The organism is Flavihumibacter profundi, from assembly GCF_020076305.1.
GTDB classification, from domain to species: Bacteria; Bacteroidota; Bacteroidia; order Chitinophagales; family Chitinophagaceae; genus Flavihumibacter; species Flavihumibacter profundi.
This window is the reverse complement of sequence record NZ_JAIQXE010000001.1, coordinates 1,381,057-1,399,778: the sequence shown is the minus strand read 5'-3', so window position 1 is coordinate 1,399,778 and position 18,722 is coordinate 1,381,057. Positions and strand designations below refer to the sequence as shown.

15 protein-coding genes are annotated in these 18,722 nt (G+C 42.8%); 11 read left to right on the top strand and 4 right to left on the bottom strand.

Annotated features, from left to right (window positions below):
• Positions 1-186 precede the first annotated feature (186 nt).
• Together LAQ65_RS06050 and LAQ65_RS06045 are read left to right on the top strand one after the other, a co-directional pair.
• Positions 187-1,917 carry a GMC oxidoreductase gene (locus LAQ65_RS06050; protein WP_224116047.1) on the top strand — a complete coding sequence of 577 codons (1,731 nt, stop codon included), beginning with the start codon at positions 187-189 and terminating at the stop codon, positions 1,915-1,917.
• A gap of 3 nt (positions 1,918-1,920) precedes the next feature.
• Positions 1,921-2,841, top strand: a complete 921-nt coding sequence (locus LAQ65_RS06045) for a sugar phosphate isomerase/epimerase family protein (RefSeq protein WP_224116046.1) — start codon at positions 1,921-1,923, stop codon at positions 2,839-2,841.
• A gap of 59 nt (positions 2,842-2,900) precedes the next feature.
• On the opposite strand, the gene sucC is transcribed toward LAQ65_RS06045, so the two are convergent.
• The gene (gene sucC / locus LAQ65_RS06040; protein ID WP_224116045.1) at positions 2,901-4,118 is read right to left on the bottom strand and encodes an ADP-forming succinate--CoA ligase subunit beta; all 1,218 of its coding nucleotides are present in this window, start codon (positions 4,116-4,118) and stop codon (positions 2,901-2,903) included.
• Between the two features lie 12 nt (positions 4,119-4,130).
• Here sucC and LAQ65_RS06035 point away from each other — a divergent pair, with 12 nt between their 5' ends.
• From LAQ65_RS06035 to LAQ65_RS06010, 6 genes are all read left to right on the top strand, one after another.
• Positions 4,131-4,748 (top strand): Sua5/YciO/YrdC/YwlC family protein, encoded by a 618-nt coding sequence (locus tag LAQ65_RS06035; RefSeq protein WP_224116044.1) that lies wholly within the window; start codon positions 4,131-4,133, stop codon positions 4,746-4,748.
• Between the two features lie 19 nt (positions 4,749-4,767).
• On the top strand, positions 4,768-5,763 hold the full coding sequence (locus tag LAQ65_RS06030) for a glycosyltransferase family 9 protein (RefSeq protein WP_224116043.1): 996 nt from the start codon (positions 4,768-4,770) through the stop codon (positions 5,761-5,763).
• Between the two features lie 106 nt (positions 5,764-5,869).
• The gene (locus LAQ65_RS06025; protein WP_224116042.1) at positions 5,870-7,288 is read left to right on the top strand and encodes a CCA tRNA nucleotidyltransferase; all 1,419 of its coding nucleotides are present in this window, start codon (positions 5,870-5,872) and stop codon (positions 7,286-7,288) included.
• Between the two features lie 38 nt (positions 7,289-7,326).
• A complete protein-coding gene (locus LAQ65_RS06020) occupies positions 7,327-7,896 on the top strand; it encodes a plasmid pRiA4b ORF-3 family protein (RefSeq protein ID WP_224116041.1) in 570 nt (189 codons plus the stop codon).
• 19 nt (positions 7,897-7,915) lie between these two features.
• Positions 7,916-8,827, top strand: a complete 912-nt coding sequence (gene miaA / locus LAQ65_RS06015; RefSeq protein WP_224116040.1) for a tRNA (adenosine(37)-N6)-dimethylallyltransferase MiaA — start codon at positions 7,916-7,918, stop codon at positions 8,825-8,827.
• A gap of 74 nt (positions 8,828-8,901) precedes the next feature.
• Positions 8,902-10,287 carry a GH1 family beta-glucosidase gene (locus tag LAQ65_RS06010; RefSeq protein ID WP_224116039.1) on the top strand — a complete coding sequence of 462 codons (1,386 nt, stop codon included), beginning with the start codon at positions 8,902-8,904 and terminating at the stop codon, positions 10,285-10,287.
• On the opposite strand, the gene LAQ65_RS06005 is transcribed toward LAQ65_RS06010, so the two are convergent.
• A complete protein-coding gene (locus LAQ65_RS06005; protein WP_224116038.1) occupies positions 10,284-11,834 on the bottom strand; it encodes an OmpP1/FadL family transporter in 1,551 nt (516 codons plus the stop codon). The genes LAQ65_RS06010 and LAQ65_RS06005 overlap by 4 nt on opposite strands.
• A 100-nt stretch (positions 11,835-11,934) precedes the next feature.
• A complete protein-coding gene (locus LAQ65_RS06000) occupies positions 11,935-12,696 on the bottom strand; it encodes a hypothetical protein (RefSeq protein WP_224116037.1) in 762 nt (253 codons plus the stop codon).
• Positions 12,697-12,815: 119 nt separating this feature from the next.
• On the opposite strand from LAQ65_RS06000, the gene proS reads away from it, so the two are divergent.
• From proS to truB, 3 genes are all read left to right on the top strand, one after another.
• Positions 12,816-14,291, top strand: a complete 1,476-nt coding sequence (proS, locus tag LAQ65_RS05995) for a proline--tRNA ligase (protein WP_224116036.1) — start codon at positions 12,816-12,818, stop codon at positions 14,289-14,291.
• Positions 14,292-14,502: 211 nt separating this feature from the next.
• The gene (locus LAQ65_RS05990; RefSeq protein WP_224116035.1) at positions 14,503-15,591 is read left to right on the top strand and encodes a M48 family metallopeptidase; all 1,089 of its coding nucleotides are present in this window, start codon (positions 14,503-14,505) and stop codon (positions 15,589-15,591) included.
• Between the two features lie 32 nt (positions 15,592-15,623).
• On the top strand, positions 15,624-16,328 hold the full coding sequence (gene truB / locus LAQ65_RS05985) for a tRNA pseudouridine(55) synthase TruB (protein ID WP_224116034.1): 705 nt from the start codon (positions 15,624-15,626) through the stop codon (positions 16,326-16,328).
• Between the two features lie 46 nt (positions 16,329-16,374).
• Here the strand turns inward: truB and LAQ65_RS05980 are convergent, their stop codons facing one another.
• Positions 16,375-18,702 (bottom strand): BamA/TamA family outer membrane protein, encoded by a 2,328-nt coding sequence (locus LAQ65_RS05980; RefSeq protein ID WP_224116033.1) that lies wholly within the window; start codon positions 18,700-18,702, stop codon positions 16,375-16,377.
• Between the last annotated feature and the right edge of the window lie 20 nt (positions 18,703-18,722).

The window sequence follows — 18,722 nt, the reverse complement described above, 5'->3', positions numbered from 1 at the left end:
CCTTGCTTGTATATACTTTGTTTTGTTAGCAATAACATTTGTTTATATATGTAAACAATAATCCGGCCATCGAATTATAATATATTGTTTTTAGTGGTCGGTTTGTGGTGATTTTAAATCACTATTATGTTCAATCATACATATGCGAATGCGTCATTTTTATTATTTTGCTAGAATAAAGAAATTATGCCAGGAGATTCCATTCTTATAAATACCAGGGCAACAATTAAGAATACCTACGATGCCATTGTTGTTGGATCCGGTATAAGTGGTGGCTGGGCTGCCAAAGAACTATGTGAAAAAGGATTGAAAACATTAGTATTAGAACGCGGTAGGGATGTTGTTCATATAAAAGACTACACTGATACTTCTAAAAACCTCTGGGAATTGCCCCATCGGGGAGGTATAACACAGGAAGATCGCCGGATTAATCCTATCCAAACAAAAGTTTATGCCTACAACGAAGTGTCGAAACATTTTTTAGTTAATGACCAAAACCATCCTTATATACAGAAGAAACCTTATATCTGGATACGCGGATACCAGGTTGGCGGAAGGTCACTGGTGTGGGGTAGGATGTGCCTTCGGTTTAGTGATCTCGACTTTGAGGCGAATTTGAAAGAAGGCGTTGGTGTTGACTGGCCAATTCGTTATAAAGACCTTGCACCCTGGTATGATTATGTTGAAAAATTTGTTGGGGTAAGCGGCAACCGGGACGGTATTGCTCATTTGCCGGATGGATGTTTTATGCCTGCTATGGAAATGAATTGCATGGAAAAAGAAATAGCGAAACGGATGCAGGTGGTTTATAATGAGGAGCGACAACTGATTATCGGCCGTACTGCTAATCATACGCATAAAATTGGCGATCGCGGACCCTGCCAGTACCGGAATAAATGCGAGCAGGGTTGCCCATTTGGCGGATATTTTAGCAGTAATTCAGCAACACTTCCTGCTGCTATGAAAACCGGCAAACTTACTTTAAGGCCTTTTTCGATAGTATCTGAAGTGTTATATGATAATGAAAAGAAAAAGGCCATAGGGGTAAGAATTATAGATACTGAAACATTAAAGACAGAAGAATTTTATGCCCGGGTTATATTCCTGAATGTTTCTACCATAAATACTGCCGCATTATTATTACGTTCAGTTTCTGATGCCTTCCCCGAAGGCCTGGGTAATAGCAGTGGCCATGTTGGGCATAACCTGATGGATCATCATAAGGCAGTAGGTGCGACTGGTAAAATTGAAGGGTTTGAAGACAGATATTACCATGTTCGGAAACCAACAGGAACGTATATCCCAAGGTTCAGGAATATCAGTAAAGACACAATGCATCCTGATTTTATTCGTGGCTATGGTTATCAAACCTCCGCAGCAAGATCGGGGTGGTCAGGGCGGGCAGATCAACCTGAATTAGGTTCCGGACTTAAAGATGTACTTACTGAACCCGGCAGCTGGTCTTTTGAACTTGCTGGATTTGGTGAAACCCTCCCTTATTTCGACAATAAGGTTTACCTGGACCGTGATAAAAAAGACAAATGGGGCTTGCCACTTGTTGGGATTGATTTCGAAATGAAGGAGAATGAGAAAAAGATGCGGAAAGATATGGCTGCTTCTGCCGTTGAGATACTGGAAAAATTGGGGGGTAAAGAAATAAATTCATATGATGATGCCAACAAACCCGGCGAAAGGATTTTTAGCATACACGATATGGGAGTAGCAAGAATGGGAAGGAACCCAAAGTCATCTGTGTTGAATGGTCATAACCAGATGCATGATGTTAAAAATGTATTTATCACAGATGGTTCCTGCATGGCCTCGGCGGGGTGTCAGAATCCTTCACTTACTTATATGGCATTAACGGCCAGGGCCTGCGATTTTGCTGTTCAGGAATTGAAAAAAGGAAACTTATAGCGTATGATAAACAGAAAATTATTTATCCGGCAATCGGCATTATTTGCTGGTGGGTTATTAATTGGGTCAGGAGCTTTTGCAGTTAATAAAGAAGCACCCCTGCTTTCGTTTTCCACGCTTGGCTGTCCAAAATGGAGCATTGAACAAATTCTCAGTTTCGGCTCGGCAAATGGTTATGAAGGCATAGAAATCAGGGGTATCCTCGGGGAGCTTAACCTACCAAAATTGCCTGCGTTCAGTAGTGCAGCAAGCATTGCATCTACCAGGAAAATGTTCGCAGATAAAAACCTGAAAATTGTTAACCTTGGTGCTTCAGCAGAAATGCATCATGTAGATCCCGCAAAGCGAAAAAAAAACATTGATGAAGCAAAGCAGTTCATTGACCTGGCTTACAATTTGGGTTGTCCGTTTGTACGCGTTTTCCCTAATGAACTTCCGAAAGACCGGGACCGGGCAGTTACACTTGACCTGATAGTATCAGGATTGAAAGAGTTGGGCGACTATGCCAAAGGCAGTTCAGTTACTGTTTTAATGGAAACCCATGGTGATCTGTCGAAAACGGAAGATGTCCTGTATTTAATGCAACATTCAGAAGGGCCTCATGTGGGCCTGGTTTGGGACATATATAATATGTGGACAGTTACCAATGAGCCTCCTGCACAGGTTTATGCGAAACTTCATTCCTATATCAGGCATACGCATATTAAGGATTCTAAAAAAACAGATGGTAAAGAAAACTATGTATTTCTGGGACGTGGTGATGCCCCGTTAACAGAAGCCTTCGCAGCTTTGCGCAACGGGGGGTATAAAGGTTTTTATAGTTTTGAATGGGAGAAGTTATGGCACCCTGAAATCGCAGAGCCGGAATTAGCGATAGCTGATTTTCCATCGGCATTTAAAAAGATATACAACTCTCATAAATAAAAAAGGAAGACCCGTTACAATTGTAACGGGTCTTCCTTTTTTATATGAAATTTAATAGGTTAAGCGGCAGCAACTGCCTTGTTCACCAGTTCGCCAGCTTCGCTAAGCAGAATAGCACTTTGAACCTTCAGGCCACTTTCATCGAGAAGTTTTTTGCCTTCAGCAGCATTGGTACCCTGTAGTCGCACAATAATAGGTACCTGGATATTACCCATACTTTGGTAGGCCTCGATAACGCCTGCTGCTACCCTGTCGCAGCGCACGATCCCGCCAAAAATATTAATCAGGATAGCTTTCACTTTAGGGTCTTTCAATATTATCCGGAATCCTGCTTCCACAGTTTGGGCATTTGCAGATCCGCCTACATCAAGGAAGTTTGCAGGTTCGCCACCACTTAATTTAATGATATCCATGGTTGCCATTGCAAGGCCTGCTCCATTTACCATACAACCCACGTTTCCGTCCAGTTTCACAAAGTTCAGGTTGTATTTTCCAGCCTCTACTTCGGTAGGATCCTCTTCAGAAATATCACGAAGGGAAGCAAGTTCTGAATGACGAGTTAATGCGCTGTCATCGATATTCATTTTGCAGTCAACTGCGATGATCTTCTCATCAGAAGTTTTAAACAGCGGGTTAATTTCCAGCATAGCGCAATCGAGACCAACATAAGCATTGTAAAGGTTGGTCACAAACTTCACGCAATTCTTGAAAGCTTCTCCGCTTAGCCCGAGGTTAAACGCAATTTTCCTGGCCTGGAAAGGCTGAAGGGGAAATCCAGGATGAACCCACTCCTTAAAAATTTTGTCAGGTGTGTTGTGTGCTACTTCTTCAATATCCATTCCTCCTTCTGTGCTATACATGACAACATTCTGCCCTTTCGCACGATCCAGTAATACTGATAGGTAAAATTCTTTAACCGGGTTGGGGCCTTCATAATAAACATCCTGTGCAACCAAAACTTTATTGACGAGTTTCCCCGCTTCGCCGGTTTGAATGGTCACCAGGGTGCCGCCTAAAATTTTTCCGGCAATTTCTTTAACTGCTTCCGCATTTTTTCCAACAGCAACTCCACGCTGCTCTGTTCCGCGTATTTTTCCCTTACCGCGCCCTCCGGCATGTATCTGGGCTTTTACAACAGCAAACTGGCTGCTATATTGTGTGTGTATCTGGCGATAAGCTTCTTCGGCTTCAGTCGGGGTGCTACAGGCAATGCCTTCCTGTACTGGCACATTGTACTTCTTCAGTAATTCCTTGGCTTGGTATTCGTGCAAGTTCATATTGGAAAAAATTTGGGCGAAGATAAGGAAAATGGGATAGCGTTTCAACACATGATAGCGAGTGTTATTTCAATGGTAATGATGGCTTTTAAGGTCCAGTATACCCTAATTTTGCCGGATATGGATTTTAATGAAGATCTGGAAAAATGCCTGGAAGCAATGAAGCACGGGCATTTGGTAGGCATTCCTACCGCCTCAGGCTGGATGCTTGCCGGTGATGCCACCAACGACAGGGCGATGGAAACATTGCTGAATAGTACCCCACAGGGTATTGAAACCGGATCGGGCAGGCAAGTACCGGTGGTACTCATTGCCGATGAGCGTGATCTCCTGCAATATGTGAGCGCATTAGATCTTGCCGTTTTTGATTGGCTAGACCAGCAGGTTAATCCTGTTGCAATTTGGTTTGAAGGGGTACTTGGACTTGCTGAAAATTTGCTGGACGACCATGGGGGAGTAGCTATAGGATTGGTTAAGGAAGGGTTTGCACACGATCTGATTAAAAGATTCCGGCGACCATTGGCGGTAACGCCCCTGGAAGTTGAGGCTTTGGAAAAAAGAGCCAGCCTGGTAGCCAGAAAACATATGCTTTTCACGGCAAAAGGATTCGTAATTGAAAAATTCGTATAATCACGCCCAATTAATAACCATGCCGCGTTTCCTGATTATTCAAACCGCATTTATTGGTGATGTTGTGCTGGCTACCGGCATCCTTGAAAAACTGCACCAGCGCTTTCCTGATGCAGCTATCGATTTTTTGGTGCGAAAGGGAAACGAGGGTTTATTGGCAAGCCATCCTTACCTCCACCGTTTGTTGATTTGGGATAAAAAAGCCGGGAAATATAAAGATCTCATGCGATTGCTGAATGAAATCCGGTCAGCCCGGTATGATAAAGTAATCAATGTACAGCGATTTGGAGCGACCGGCCTTCTTACAGCATTTTCAGGTGCTAAGGAAACAATTGGGTACGATAAGAATCCGTTCAGTCGTTTCTTTACAAAAGTGGTGCCGCATACAATAAGCAATGCCACGCATCCTAAACATGAAATAGAAAGATGTAATGACCTCATAGCCCATTTTACAGACCAGGAACCATTTCCACCGCATTTGTATCCTTCTGCAGCCGATGAACAGAAAATCGCCTCATTTACCAAGTATCCTTTTTTAGTAATAGCACCTGCATCAGTTTGGTTTACCAAACAATACCCCGCTGAAAAATGGGTAGCGTTCCTCAAAAGGATTCCAAAGTATTTACAGGTTTACATAATTGGAGCACCGTCAGATGAAGCCCTTGCCCAGTCAATAATTTCAGCTGCCGGAAATAAGCTGGTGCAGTCATTGTGCGGACAATTAAGCTTCCTTCAATCTGCTGCCCTGATGAAGAAAGCAGTAATGAATTATGTGAACGACTCTGCCCCTATGCATTTCGCTTCCGCTGTGAATGCACCAACAGCAGCTATTTACTGCAGTACATTGCCCTCATTTGGTTTCGGGCCATTGGCGACAAGGTCTGCAATAATAGAAATAGCTGAACCTTTGCCCTGCCGTCCCTGCGGATTACACGGACTGAAAGCTTGTCCCGAAGGCCATTTTAAGTGTGCCCTTCTGATCAGGGAAGAACAATTACTGGAGCAGCTCCATTGAACTAGTTCGGCTTTTTGAGGCTTGGAATCCGTTTCATATCCCGCGGTCCAAACTGGAATAGCAGCCTATATCCAACTAAACAAAGGTTGCTTACCTTTGCAGCCCTATGGACATCAATTGCACGGAAAAGGAATTGTTTGTATTTAATAAGATCGCACATGCAGCGGAGGAACTCAATATGCCCTGTTATGTGATCGGGGGATTCGTGCGGGATAAAATTCTCCAACGCGAAAGTAAGGATGCAGATATTGTTTGCGTAGGTGATGGTATAGAACTGGCACACCGGGTTGCAGAGCGGTTTCAACCAAAGCCACAGGTGGCGTTTTACAAAAATTTTGGAACGGCTTCGATCAGGCTCGATGATTTTGAAATTGAATTTGTAGGTGCCAGGAAAGAAAGCTACCGCTATCATAGCCGGAATCCGGAAGTCACACCCGGCAACCTTGAGGAGGATCAGCTTAGGCGTGATTTTACCATCAATGCCCTGGCAATCAGTTTGAATAAGTCAGATTACGGCCGGTTGGTTGATCCCTTTAACGGTATCACTGATTTGGAAAATAAAATTATCCGCACGCCGCTTGAACCTGGAAAAACATTTTCAGATGATCCCTTGCGGATGATGCGGGGTATCAGGTTTTCTTCGCAATTGGGCTTCCATATTGAAGAAAAAACATGGGAAGGCATATGTGCACATATTGACAGGATAAAGATAATTTCACAGGAACGAATAACCGAAGAGTTCAATAAAATTCTGGGCAGTGCGAAACCTTCTGTTGGTTTGGATCTACTGTACCGTTCGGGTTTGTTGCATATTATTTTCCCGCAAATGGTTGACCTTGCAGGGGCTGAATATATTGACGGCAAGGGACATAAGGATAATTTTTATCATACATTACAGGTAGTGGACAATATTTCGCAGCATACAAATGACCTGTGGTTGCGCTGGGCGGCAGTTTTACATGATATCGGTAAGCCCGCAACAAAAAAATTTGAAGCAGGCCATGGCTGGACCTTTCATGGTCACGAGGTAATAGGAGGCAGGATGGTTCCGAAAATTTTTACCAGGTTGAAATTACCGCAAAATGAAAAAATGCGCTACGTGCGCAAATTGGTGGAGTTGCATCTGCGGCCTATAAGTTTAACTAAAGAAAACATTACCGACAGCGCTATCAGAAGATTACTCTTTGATGCAGGAGATGATATTGAAGACCTTATGGCACTTTGCTCTGCAGACATAACTTCGAAAAATAAGTTTAAGGTTAAGCGATACCTCGGGAATTTTAACCTGGTACGCGACCGGCTTCGCGAAGTGGAAGAAAAGGACCGGATCCGGAACTGGCAGCCGCCGATTACTGGTGAAATGATTATGGAAGTATTCGGTTTGCCTCCTGGCAGGATTGTAGGGGAAATCAAAAATGCTATCCGTGAAGCTATCCTGGATGGCGAAATAGAAAATAATTATGCTGCGGCCTACGGGTTAATGGTGAAAAAGGCATTAGAATATAACCTTCAGCCCGTTCAATAAAAGAAATTGTATTTTACGCACAAATCGCAGAAAAAAATATGGCTATACTGAAGTTTAGGATCTATTTTGAGGAAGACGACAGTGTTTACCGGGATATTGCTATAAGGCACAAACAAAGTTTCCAGGACCTGCACCAGGCGATCCTTAAAGCGTATGAGTTTGATAACAAGCATGCGGCAACTTTTTATCGAAGTAATGATAGCTGGGCCAGGGGTCGGGAAATCAGCCTTGAGAAATATAATAAGGTTTATCGGGCCGATCCCCTGATAATGGCAACCACCACTATTGGTTCAGAGATTTTTGATCCCAACCAGAAGTTTGTTTATGTATATGATTTTGTGCGTAACTGGACATTCCTTGTTGAATTGATCAATGTTTCCAAAGAAGAAAATCCCAAACTCGATTATCCTGCTACTGTTCGTGTAGAAGGAATTGGTCCTTCACAATATGGTACAAAAGGACTTGTCGGTGACAAACTTGCCGAAATGGAAGAGAAATACGACCTCCAATCCGGTGCGGAAGGTTTTGGAACTGAAGGAGAGGAAGCTGAAGCGGATGAAACTGATGATTTAACAGGTAATGAAACCGAAGGGGAAGAAGAATTTTGAGGGGTTGAAAATCAGAATCGTGAATAAAGCTGTTCCAACGGGTGGTAAATCAATTGTTGTGGTTGTAGGGCCAACGGCTGTTGGTAAAACGGCGTATGCAATAAAACTGGCCCTGGAGTTGGGGACGGAAATTATTTCAGCAGATTCAAGGCAATGTTATCGTGAAATGAATATAGGCGTTGCCCGCCCTTCACCGGAAGAACTGGCGATGGTAAAACACCATTTTATCGCTTCTCATTCAATTTTGGATGTTGTAAATGCAGCAGTCTTTGAAAGCTATGCATTAAATGTACTCTCACGGATTTTTGAATTGTCTGATACAGCTGTTGTCGTTGGTGGAACGGGCCTTTATATAAAGGCACTTTGCGAAGGTATCGATGTTTTACCGCAAGTGTACCCTGCAGTTCGCAGAGAAATTATTAATAATTACGAAAAACTTGGACTGCCCTGGCTGCAGGAACAGGTGCGGCTGTTTGATCCGGAATTTTATGCTGAAGGTGAAATTCAAAATCCCCGGAGGCTGATGCGGGCCCTGGAAGTAGTGAAATCAACGGGCAGGAGTATACGTAGTTTCCAATCGGGCAAGATTACCTCAAGACCTTTTTCCATAATTAAAGTCGGACTTGATCTTCCTCGTGAGAAATTATATGAAAGGATCAACTATCGCGTAGACAGAATGATGGATGCCGGATTGCTTCAGGAAGCTGAAGACATCTTCAACAGGTTTAATCTTTTTTCCCTGCCGAAAAACTCATGGCCAACTGCACTCAATACTGTTGGCTATTCTGAACTTTTTGATTACTTCAAAGGTAACCTTGGGCTTGCAGAGGCAGTTGAACTAATCAAACAACATACCCGTAATTATGCCAAGCGACAGTTGACCTGGTTTCGGAAAGACCGGTCCATCCAATGGCTTCCTCCCGGCGGGTAATACACGCCGGGGTAGATCGAAGTTTTACAAAATGATAATATTCCGGAATCGGGGAGGTGCGACCTTTACTAGCTATGATTAGCAACTTGTTACCGAACCAATTTGCAGAATATTCCTCCATAAGGGCTTCATCTTTTGGTGATGATTTCTATTTTGGGGTTGCAATATCTGCTGCACAGAATGAAGGCGGCTGGCAGGAAGATGGTAGGTCTGCCTCCATCTGGGATGTATTTGCCCGCCGGCAGGGTGTTATTAAAAATGGCGCGAGACCTTCTGTGGCCTGTGATTTTTACCACCGGTTTAAGGACGATCTTTTGCTCGCTAAAGCATTAGGCTTTAACAGTTTTAGGTTTTCAATTTCCTGGTCAAGGGTCTTACCCAATGGTACAGGAAAGGTGAATGAGGCCGGTATACGGTTTTATAATGATGTAATTGATGAATGCCTTCGCCTTGGATTGACACCTTTTGTTACATTGTATCACTGGGACCTTCCGCAGGTTTTGCAAAAGGAGGGCGGGTGGGTAAATCCGTTAATTAATCACTGGTTTAAACATTTTACCAAAATTTGTGCAAAGGCCTTTGGAGACCGTGTTAAACACTGGATTGTACTTAATGAACCCGTAGGATTTACGTCACTTGGATATATACTTGGAAAGCATGCGCCTGGTAAGAAAAGCCTTGATGATTTTTTGAAGACGGTTCATTATGCCGCAATTGCGCAGGCCGATGGCGGAATTGTACTTCGCCAAAATGTTTCAAATGCGCATATTGGTACCGCATTTTCCTGTTCAGAGGTAATTCCTTTTTCGCAGCAACCCGATGACGTTGCTGCAGCTAAAAGAATTGATCTCTTAATGAACCGGTTGTTCATAGAGCCACTTTTGGGTAAAGGCTTTCCTGAAGACGACCGTGGATTGATGCACAGAATGGCTCGCCAGAATTCAACATGGCGCTTTACTGAGCGGATGCAATTCGATATGGATTTTATTGGACTTCAGAATTATTTTCCGGTAGTAGTGAAACATAATCCTTTTATACCACTGGTGCAAGCTTCTGTAGTAAAACCATCGTCCAGAAAAGTACCACATACTGCAATGGATTGGGAAATAAATCCAGGCAGCTTTCATAATATCATTAAGCGGTTTTGGAAATATGGTGCAATCCGGGAATTAATGATCACAGAAAATGGCGCTGCATTTAAAGACAAACTAATAAAAGGTCATATTCATGATGAAAACAGGGTTGCGTATTTCCAAACTCATCTCGCAGCTTTATTGCAAGCAAGGAAGGAAGGCGTAAAAATTAAAGGATATTTCGCCTGGACGCTTATGGATAATTTCGAATGGTCAGAAGGTTTTGAAGCAAGATTCGGCCTGATCCATGTTGATTTTAAAACGCAACTCAGAACGATAAAAAATTCGGGTTATTGGTGGCGAGATTTCCTGACTGCAAATGCTTAAAATTTCATGCCAACGGTCATAACTACATTGCCGCCGGCTCCGTTTATATCGGCATAAGTATTGGCTTTGTCAGTTAGGCGGTAAGGAAAACTAACATCATTTGTCAGCCGGTATACATAGGTCAGATCAACAAAATAGCCTTTATTCCTATACCCTAGCCCCCCACTGATATACAAACGGTCCCCTTTAATCTGCTGGTCTTTATATGGATTACCATAATATGCAAATCCAGCCCTTGCCATCAGAGTATTGAATTTCAGCTCACCGCCAATTTTTGCATTAAAAGCTCCTTTGTAAATTTGTTTTACTACGTTATTGACAGCATTATAATAATCCTGGATGGGAATATTATCTACCTCGCCATTGTGAAATCGGTTGCTGCTGAAGGTAACATACTCAAGATCAGCTGAGATAAAGCCTTTCTGTTGTTTTACATCAGCTACTTCATGGAACACATAAGAGCCACTGACCATGAATTTCCATGGTGATGTGTAATCGTATTTGTATACAGGTAAAGTATTACTATTTAGCGTGCTTACATTAACAGCAGTTGGTTCATTGTAGTTTTCAAGCTTCGTTTCCATTGTGGCATCATAAGTTTCCTGCAGGCCATAAATTGTTGGAGTATGTAAGGCCAGTCCCACCCGGATATTATCAACCGGTTTAAAAATAATACCGAGTTTCAGGTTCATTCCCACGCCTTTTGTGGTGGAGAATTCGTGTAAGGTTCCGGACTTAAAATAGTTCCGGTCGTTTGAACTGGCATCTGTTTCTGTCAAAGTGGAATTACGTTCATAATTTAGTATTGGAATCCCAAGACTTGCACCCCAGTAAAACTTATCATTATGGTTGCCACCATAGCTGATGGCAATCTCTGTGACACCTCCCTTTGTTTCAATATTGTTAGCCTGGTTCAGTATAAAGGCTGTATCATTTTTATATGCATACCTGAGAGGTGTACCTACCACTTCCATTCCACCGGGCATGCTTAAAGTGTCAACAAGGTAAGTATATATAGCCATCCTTGCCGGGAATGAAATGTTGCTGCTGTTCAGCGCCTCATCAAGAGATAGTCCGGAATTAGCAATTTCTGCCGCATATCCCTCTGAAAAGGAACTGTAATTATTTGAGCCTGTATAACTGATATGATTATTAAAATTTACAGAGCGGTTTACCGCGATACTGAAAGCTGAACTCCGGTTCGCCCGGTATTGGTCATTAATGCCAAAAACGAAACCGCTTGTACCTACCATGAAATTATTGCCGGAGATGCCTGAATTCGTACCCCGGTAATCTGCTTTATTATTATAGAAATTATACCCCGGTGTAAAAACGACTTCACTGGTTCTATATAACGCTATACCTGCAGGATTGATGAAATTGGAAGTGATATCTCCACCTAAAGAAGCATTCACACCGCCGATTGCCTGGTTTCTGGCGGTTCCGCTTGGTGTAGCCCAGGACATTCGTATTGCATCCTCAGGAATCTGAGCATTTAATCCTGTTGCAATGAAACTTATTGAAACTGCCAGAAGTGCTTTTCGCATGTGCGTGCTCTTTAATTACATTATGTACTTAATAAAAAAAGGAGGAAACAAATGCAGTTAAAGCCAGGTTGTTTCCTCCATCAAATATAAACCGTCCTAATTAGTTTCCACCAGTTCTGGTTGGGCGACTCACCCCTCCACCACTGCTACCTCCTGAAGAACCACTCCTGATACTGCCACCGCCTGAATTAGATGTTGGCGAATAGCTCCTGGTTGGGCGATCATATAATGAATTATTGTTGTTGCCTCCAAATAAAGACCTCTTTGTATTGGTATTGTTGTAGTAATTGGAATTATTGTAATTGCCGCCATAATATTTTCCTGGTTTATAACCATTGTTATTATTGGTGCCATTCATATTTAAGTAGCTACTCATGCTGAATGCTGAAGCCGGGCGACTTATATTGTAATGTGGTCCATAACCTGGTACATGACCCGGGTAAGGGGGGTACATTGGCATTGGCGGGTAGTAATATGGATTATAAAAACTATTCCAGTAAAACATTGGATTCCATGGACTGTAAAATCCGAAACTCCAGACCATGTAACTGTTCCACTGCCAGTTATTGTACATCCAGGGATCCACCATGGCAAAATCATTATAATAGTACATTGACGAGTACATCGGATAATGCCCTGCACTAATCATTAGTCTCAGGTATTGGTCATCCCGGTAACTAGGTTCGTAATTCCTCGTATCGGTTTGCCGGTTACTGTTATCACTCTGCGCTACTGCCATCACTGGTTTGCCAGGGGAATAATAAACATCATCCGGGGTTTGGCCGGATTTGTAAACCGAAGAGCAACTGCTTAATGCTACCAGGGCAGCACCTGCAATCAGTCCGGAAAATTTGAAGTTCATGGCACAGCTATTAATGGGTTGAAAAATTTACTTTTGCGTTCGCTGTTAAAAGTACAAATATAAGACAGCCTTTCACAATCAAATGTTGCAAGCTAATTGTTAAAACCCAACAACTTATAATGAGTAAAGAGATTACAAGCCGGCAGGAAGATTATTCACAGTGGTATAATGACCTGGTTATTAAGGGCGGATTGGCCGATTATTCGGCTGTTCGCGGCTGTATGGTCATAAAACCTCATGGATTTGCCCTTTGGGAGAATATGCGCGACCAATTGGACAAGATGTTTAAGGCAACAGGGCATGTAAATGCCTATTTTCCGCTTTTTATCCCTAAAAGTTTCCTTTCCAAGGAAGCAGCCCATGTTGAAGGTTTTGCCAAAGAATGTGCGGTAGTTACCCATTATCGCCTGAAAAACGATCCTAATGGCGGTGGTATAATCGTAGATCCGGAAGCTAAACTGGAAGAAGAACTGATTGTTAGGCCTACTTCAGAAACCATTATCTGGAATACATACAAAGACTGGATCCAGAGTTACCGCGATTTACCCATCCTGGTTAACCAATGGGCTAACGTGGTTCGGTGGGAAATGCGAACCCGCCTGTTCCTGCGTACAGCTGAATTTCTCTGGCAGGAAGGCCATACCGCCCATGCCACCAGGGAAGAAGCGATTGAAGAAACCCGGAAAATGCTGGATGTTTACGCTGAATTTGTTGAGGAGTATATGGCATTACCGGTAATTAAGGGGATAAAAACCGAAAGCGAGCGCTTTGCAGGAGCAGAAGATACATATTGCATTGAAGCCCTGATGCAGGATGGTAAGGCACTTCAGGCAGGGACATCCCATTTCCTGGGGCAAAACTTTGCCCGGGCTTTCGATGTAAAATTCCTGACCAGGGAAAATAAACTGGAATTTGTTTGGGCTACTAGTTGGGGCGTTAGTACCCGTTTGATCGGTGCCCTTGTAATGGCGCACAGTGATGACCAGGGATTGATCCTGCCACCGAAAATTGCCCCCTTGCAGGTTGTAATCGTACCAATCTACAAAGGCGATGAGCAAAAAGCCATGATTGCCAATAAAGTCAGTGAAATTGTAAAAGAACTGAAAGAATTGGGTATATCGGTTAAATTCGATGACAGCGACAACTCAAGACCCGGCTGGAAATTTGCAGAATATGAAATGAAAGGGGTTCCGGTTCGGATTGCCATTGGCGCCCGCGACCTCGAAAACAATGTGGCCGAAATTGCCCGCAGGGATACCAGGGAAAAAAAGAGTGTACCCCTGGAAGGATTGGCTATTTATTTAAAAAACCTGCTGGAAGAAATCCAGCTGAACATGTTTAATAAGGCAAGGGAATTCCGCGACAGCCATATTACTGAAGTAAATAACTGGACCGAATTTGAAAGGTGCCTTGATGAAAAAGGTGGGTTTTTGTCTGCCCACTGGGATGGCACAGCCGAAACCGAGGAGCTCATCAAAGAGAAAACAAAGGCAACTATTCGTTGTATTCCATTAAATAATAATACTTCAGCAGGAGCATGTATTCTTACCGGTAAACCTAGTACTCAAAGGGTATTGTTTGCAAGGGCCTATTAAACCGTTAGATTAAATATTTAATATAATAAACATGCATGACCTTGATTGTTGTGCATGTTTTTTTTCTTCAATTAAACAAAACACCTTCTTTAATAGAGCAGGTTAAAGCGGATCTATTCTGGCTGCAGATTGATTCTTACCCCGCCTAAACATGTTACTGTAAACACTGTTAATAACTAACTTTAGTTAAAGTTAAGGCAGGTTATTTAATATGGATCAATCCAATAACGTACAATATTATGCAACAGTTAAGGGAATTGCCTTCCCTGTACGAATACTTTTGTTTGACCAGGCTATCCAGCTTTATGATGCAGCAACCCAGGATTATATCAGGGCTTTCCCCTGTAATGGAGTGAAGCTGTCAGGTAAGGGGCCAGGAAAATTTATTTTTGCACTGCTGCCAGATGGTTCACAATTGCTGGAAATTCCTGATACGCATTATTTCCTTCCTGAATTATTAAAAAAGACTGGCGCTATAAAGCATCCGGCATTGACAGGACTCAGGAAATTACAGGTTCCTGTGTCGGTGTTGCTAGTTGGGATGGCGGTAGTTGGATTATATTATTTACTGGTGTCTGGCATTGCTGCTTTCGGGGTGCAGTTTATTTCTCCCAGGAAAGAAGCAGAATTGGGAAAGATGATCTATGCCTCTATAATTGAAAATGAAAAAATAGATACAACAGCAACTGTTCTGATCAATCAGTTTGCAGCCAAACTGCAACTTAGTGAACAATATAAAATTGTTATTTCAGTAGTAAACGAAAAGGAGGTGAATGCTTTTGCGATCCCTGGTGGACAAGTTGTAGTATATAAAGGCATACTGAAAAATTTAAAAAGGCCTGAAGAACTGGTGGCGCTCCTTTGCCACGAATCATCACATGTAAATGAAAGGCATAGCTTAAAGAACATTCTGCAGGAAATGACCGGTTCAATGGTAATTACAATGGTATTTGGCGACCTGGGGTCTATTGGCGATGCCATAATTGGGAATGCCAATGCATTAAGGAGCCTGTCATATTCCCGCGGACTGGAAAAAGAGGCGGATGAACTGGGCATGCAAAGGATGTTACGAAACCAGGTAAATCCAAATGGGATGGTGTTGCTCATGGACCGGCTAATGGAGTCTGAAAAAGGGTTGGAACTGCCTGGTTTTTTGAGTACACATCCTCTTACTGCAGATAGGAAAAGGTATGCCCGGCAGTATGTGGTAAGGAATCCGCTGAACATGGCGCAGCGTGCAGATATTAATCGTGACTGGAATGCCCTTGAAAAAGCATTGGATAGTTCCGGCCTGTGGTAGACTTTACAGGCTTACCTTTGAAAAAATTGTTCGTGGACCAGATTATTATCAACCCATATGCTGAAGGGCAGGTTTTATTGATTGATAAACCGCTTGGATGGACTTCATTTGATGCGGTAAGAAAAATCAGGAATTTGGTCAGGACCAAAAAAGTGGGTCATGCAGGTACGCTGGACCCTCTGGCAACAGGCTTGCTGATAATTTGTACCGGCAAGTTTACCAAGAAGATAAATGAGTATATGGCGAGGGAAAAAGAATATACCGGCACCATTACCCTGGGAGCAGTTACACCCACCTACGACCTGGAATCAGAGCCCATTAAGCAAAGTGATCCTGCAGGTATTTCTAAAACTCAATTGGAAGCCGCTGCACAAAAATTTACCGGCCCAATATTGCAAATACCCCCTATACATTCTGCAATCAAGATAAACGGGAAACGTGTGTATGAACTGGCCCGGAAAGGGCATGACGTTCAACTTGAGCCCAGGCCCGTAACAATTTCTGTTTTTGAAATCACAAAGATAGAGATGCCGCTGGTATCCTTCAGGGTTGTTTGTTCAACTGGAACGTATATACGCAGCTTGGCCAATGATTTTGGTGCTGCACTTGGCTGCGGCGGATATTTAAGCAGTTTAAGGAGAACCCGGATCGGTGAGTTTTCGGTTAATGATGCGATGGACATCGAAGAAGCGGAACTGAAGGTCAGGGAAAGGTTAGCAGTGAACGGAAAGTCCTAAGCAGTGCACTGTACTTTCCATTCACGATTCACGGTTTACGATTCACCTAAAAAGGATAGTTTATCCCAAGCTGGAACTGCCCTTTTGTCAAATTCAGGTTATAGAACCAGCCGTCGTTAATTTCAGCATAAAAAGGATCTTTTAATTTGTAAGCCCAATCAAACCGGATAATGAAATAATTGAAATCTAACCGAAGGCTCGTTCCCCCGGCCATTGCCAGGTCTTTGTATAATTTATTCAATTTAAATACAGTATCATCCAGTTCAGGATTGCCCTGGTTATTCCTATACCAGATATTTCCGATATCTGTAAAAAAAGCGCTTTTTACCTTGATGCCAAAAACTGTGCCCAGGGTAAAGCGGTATTCAATATTCGACTCAAACTGTATGTCTGCAAAACGGTCAGCATTGGTATTGGCGAATATTTTAGAGGATCCCGGACCTAGCTGCCGAACCTGCCAGGCCCGCATGCTGCTTGGTCCGCCTGCGAAATAAGATTTGAAAAAAGGTAGGTTGGTTTCCCTGCTGATATTACCCAGCGAGTCAATCTGGTTGCCATAAGGGACTCCCATCCCTGCGAAAACCCGGAATGCCCAGGTATGCCTGGGATGATTAGTATAGTAGCGGAAATCAACATCTGCTCTTACATACCGTGATAATTGACCCTGCAAATCCCATTTCTTAATCAGTCCGAATAAAGCGCCGCTTTCTTCCCCTTGTAACCTGAGGTTGAATAATTTATTCTGTACGGTCCAGGTATTATTCCGCCGAAGGTATTGGCTGATGATTAGTCCATCATTGAATGAATTCCTCAAATTGGGAATACTGTCAAATAATTTATCGAGGCTATCGGTGGAGAACACCCTTACAAATTCAATGTTCAACGGGCTGTATAACCAGTTCCTGTTCTTCTTGTTGGTCCAATCATAACCAATGGAAGTATTGAGGGACTGTACCGCATAGAAATCGTGACGGTCAGTATACGAACCATTTGCATTCAGGATTGTATGAGTGGAAAGCAGGTCTTTTTCAGCTTTAATGGGGAAAGGGGTCACGAATTTCGGAATAATGAAACTTTGCGCCAGGCTTGTTTGCACAGTTTGGATGACCCGGGCCTTGTTACCGAGTTCTATACCAAAGCGCAGATTAGTACTGGATTGAATAGATTGTTTGTTCACATTTTTATCCCTGAGCCCAAAGTTTACACCAAGGCCGAATAAGTTACTCGAGGTGATTAATTCAGATGCGTTGCTGCTGGCTTCAAGGGCAACATTCAATCCCTGTTTTTTTGCTGGAAACATATTGATATTTACATCCACAGCTGCAACGCTGTCAACCGGAAAAACGTCCACGCCCACCCGCTGCCATGCCCCCATTTGGCCAAATACATTATTTGTCCTGTACAGGTCCTTTTGTTTAAACAAGGCACCGGGAATTAAATAATTATTGCGTACCAGGAAAGAAGGTTTGAACAAATGACGGGAGTCTAGAATAGATATCCCATTTTTTCTGATCGTGTCAAAAACGATTGGCACAGTATCCTGGACAAGCTGTAGATCGGGATAAATACGCACATTTCGGATAGTGTACTGTTGCAGGTGTTCGGGGTTTTTGGTACCTCTCTGCTTTAAAACAACATCAATAAGTGGATTTTCACGCCTTTTCTGTACTTCCTGGAGTAACCGGACCTGTTCAAAAGGGTCGAGTCCCGGATCTATCAGTGCTGATACAACAGTATCCACTTCAGCATAAATATCTTCGCGATTAATTTTAAGGTAACCATTATCACGGTAAATGCCCAGCATCCGGTCAATTTCACGGGAAATCTTTTCTTTGGTAAAAGTATCTCCCTTTTTAAGGATGGATTTGTCGCGGTTCTTTATAGCGATACCTTGCAGGATGGAATCCCGGAAAGCATAGCTTATGGAATCAAACCTGAGTACTTTGCCTGTAGCGACTTTAAAAGAAACGATTACCCTTTTTTCATCATTTTTGACAGAAAGACTGCTGTCCCAGTCAACTGAACTATAGAGGTAACCTGAAGCCCGTAGCAGGTCCTGGATGTATTTTACAGATTTTATGGCGTTTGCTGTGTCAAACGCTGGGGGTTTGTTTAATATTTGTTTAACAAACAGTTTGGTCACCCACTTCACCTTAATACTGTCATCCAGCTGGTTTTCCATTTTATCCAGCAGGTCCGACCGCTCGGTTTGTGGTAGCTTTGTATTAAGTGTGAATTTGGTTTTATAGACAAATGGCTTATTAGGGGGGTAATTTTTAGTAACCTTACAGCCTGTTAATAGCAGCAGGCCTAACCCGAAAAGCATCCGCCAGTGAAAATTTCGGATGAGGGTCTTGGTTATACTTACTGCCATAAATAAAAAAGGAAAATATC

Bases quoted from the DNA above. Each gene is read 5' to 3' on its own strand.
- LAQ65_RS06050 (WP_224116047.1), top strand. From the start codon at position 187: ATGCCAGGAGATTCCATTCTTATAAATACCAGGGCAACAATTAAGAAT.
- LAQ65_RS06045 (WP_224116046.1), top strand. From the start codon at position 1,921: ATGATAAACAGAAAATTATTTATCCGGCAATCGGCATTATTTGCTGGT.
- sucC (WP_224116045.1), bottom strand. From the start codon at position 4,118: ATGAACTTGCACGAATACCAAGCCAAGGAATTACTGAAGAAGTACAAT.
- LAQ65_RS06030 (WP_224116043.1), top strand. From the start codon at position 4,768: ATGCCGCGTTTCCTGATTATTCAAACCGCATTTATTGGTGATGTTGTG.
- LAQ65_RS06025 (WP_224116042.1), top strand. From the start codon at position 5,870: ATGGACATCAATTGCACGGAAAAGGAATTGTTTGTATTTAATAAGATC.
- LAQ65_RS06020 (WP_224116041.1), top strand. From the start codon at position 7,327: ATGGCTATACTGAAGTTTAGGATCTATTTTGAGGAAGACGACAGTGTT.
- LAQ65_RS06010 (WP_224116039.1), top strand. From the start codon at position 8,902: ATGATTAGCAACTTGTTACCGAACCAATTTGCAGAATATTCCTCCATA.
- LAQ65_RS06005 (WP_224116038.1), bottom strand. From the start codon at position 11,834: ATGCGAAAAGCACTTCTGGCAGTTTCAATAAGTTTCATTGCAACAGGA.
- LAQ65_RS06000 (WP_224116037.1), bottom strand. From the start codon at position 12,696: ATGAACTTCAAATTTTCCGGACTGATTGCAGGTGCTGCCCTGGTAGCA.
- proS (WP_224116036.1), top strand. From the start codon at position 12,816: ATGAGTAAAGAGATTACAAGCCGGCAGGAAGATTATTCACAGTGGTAT.
- LAQ65_RS05990 (WP_224116035.1), top strand. From the start codon at position 14,503: ATGGATCAATCCAATAACGTACAATATTATGCAACAGTTAAGGGAATT.
- LAQ65_RS05980 (WP_224116033.1), bottom strand. From the start codon at position 18,702: ATGGCAGTAAGTATAACCAAGACCCTCATCCGAAATTTTCACTGGCGG.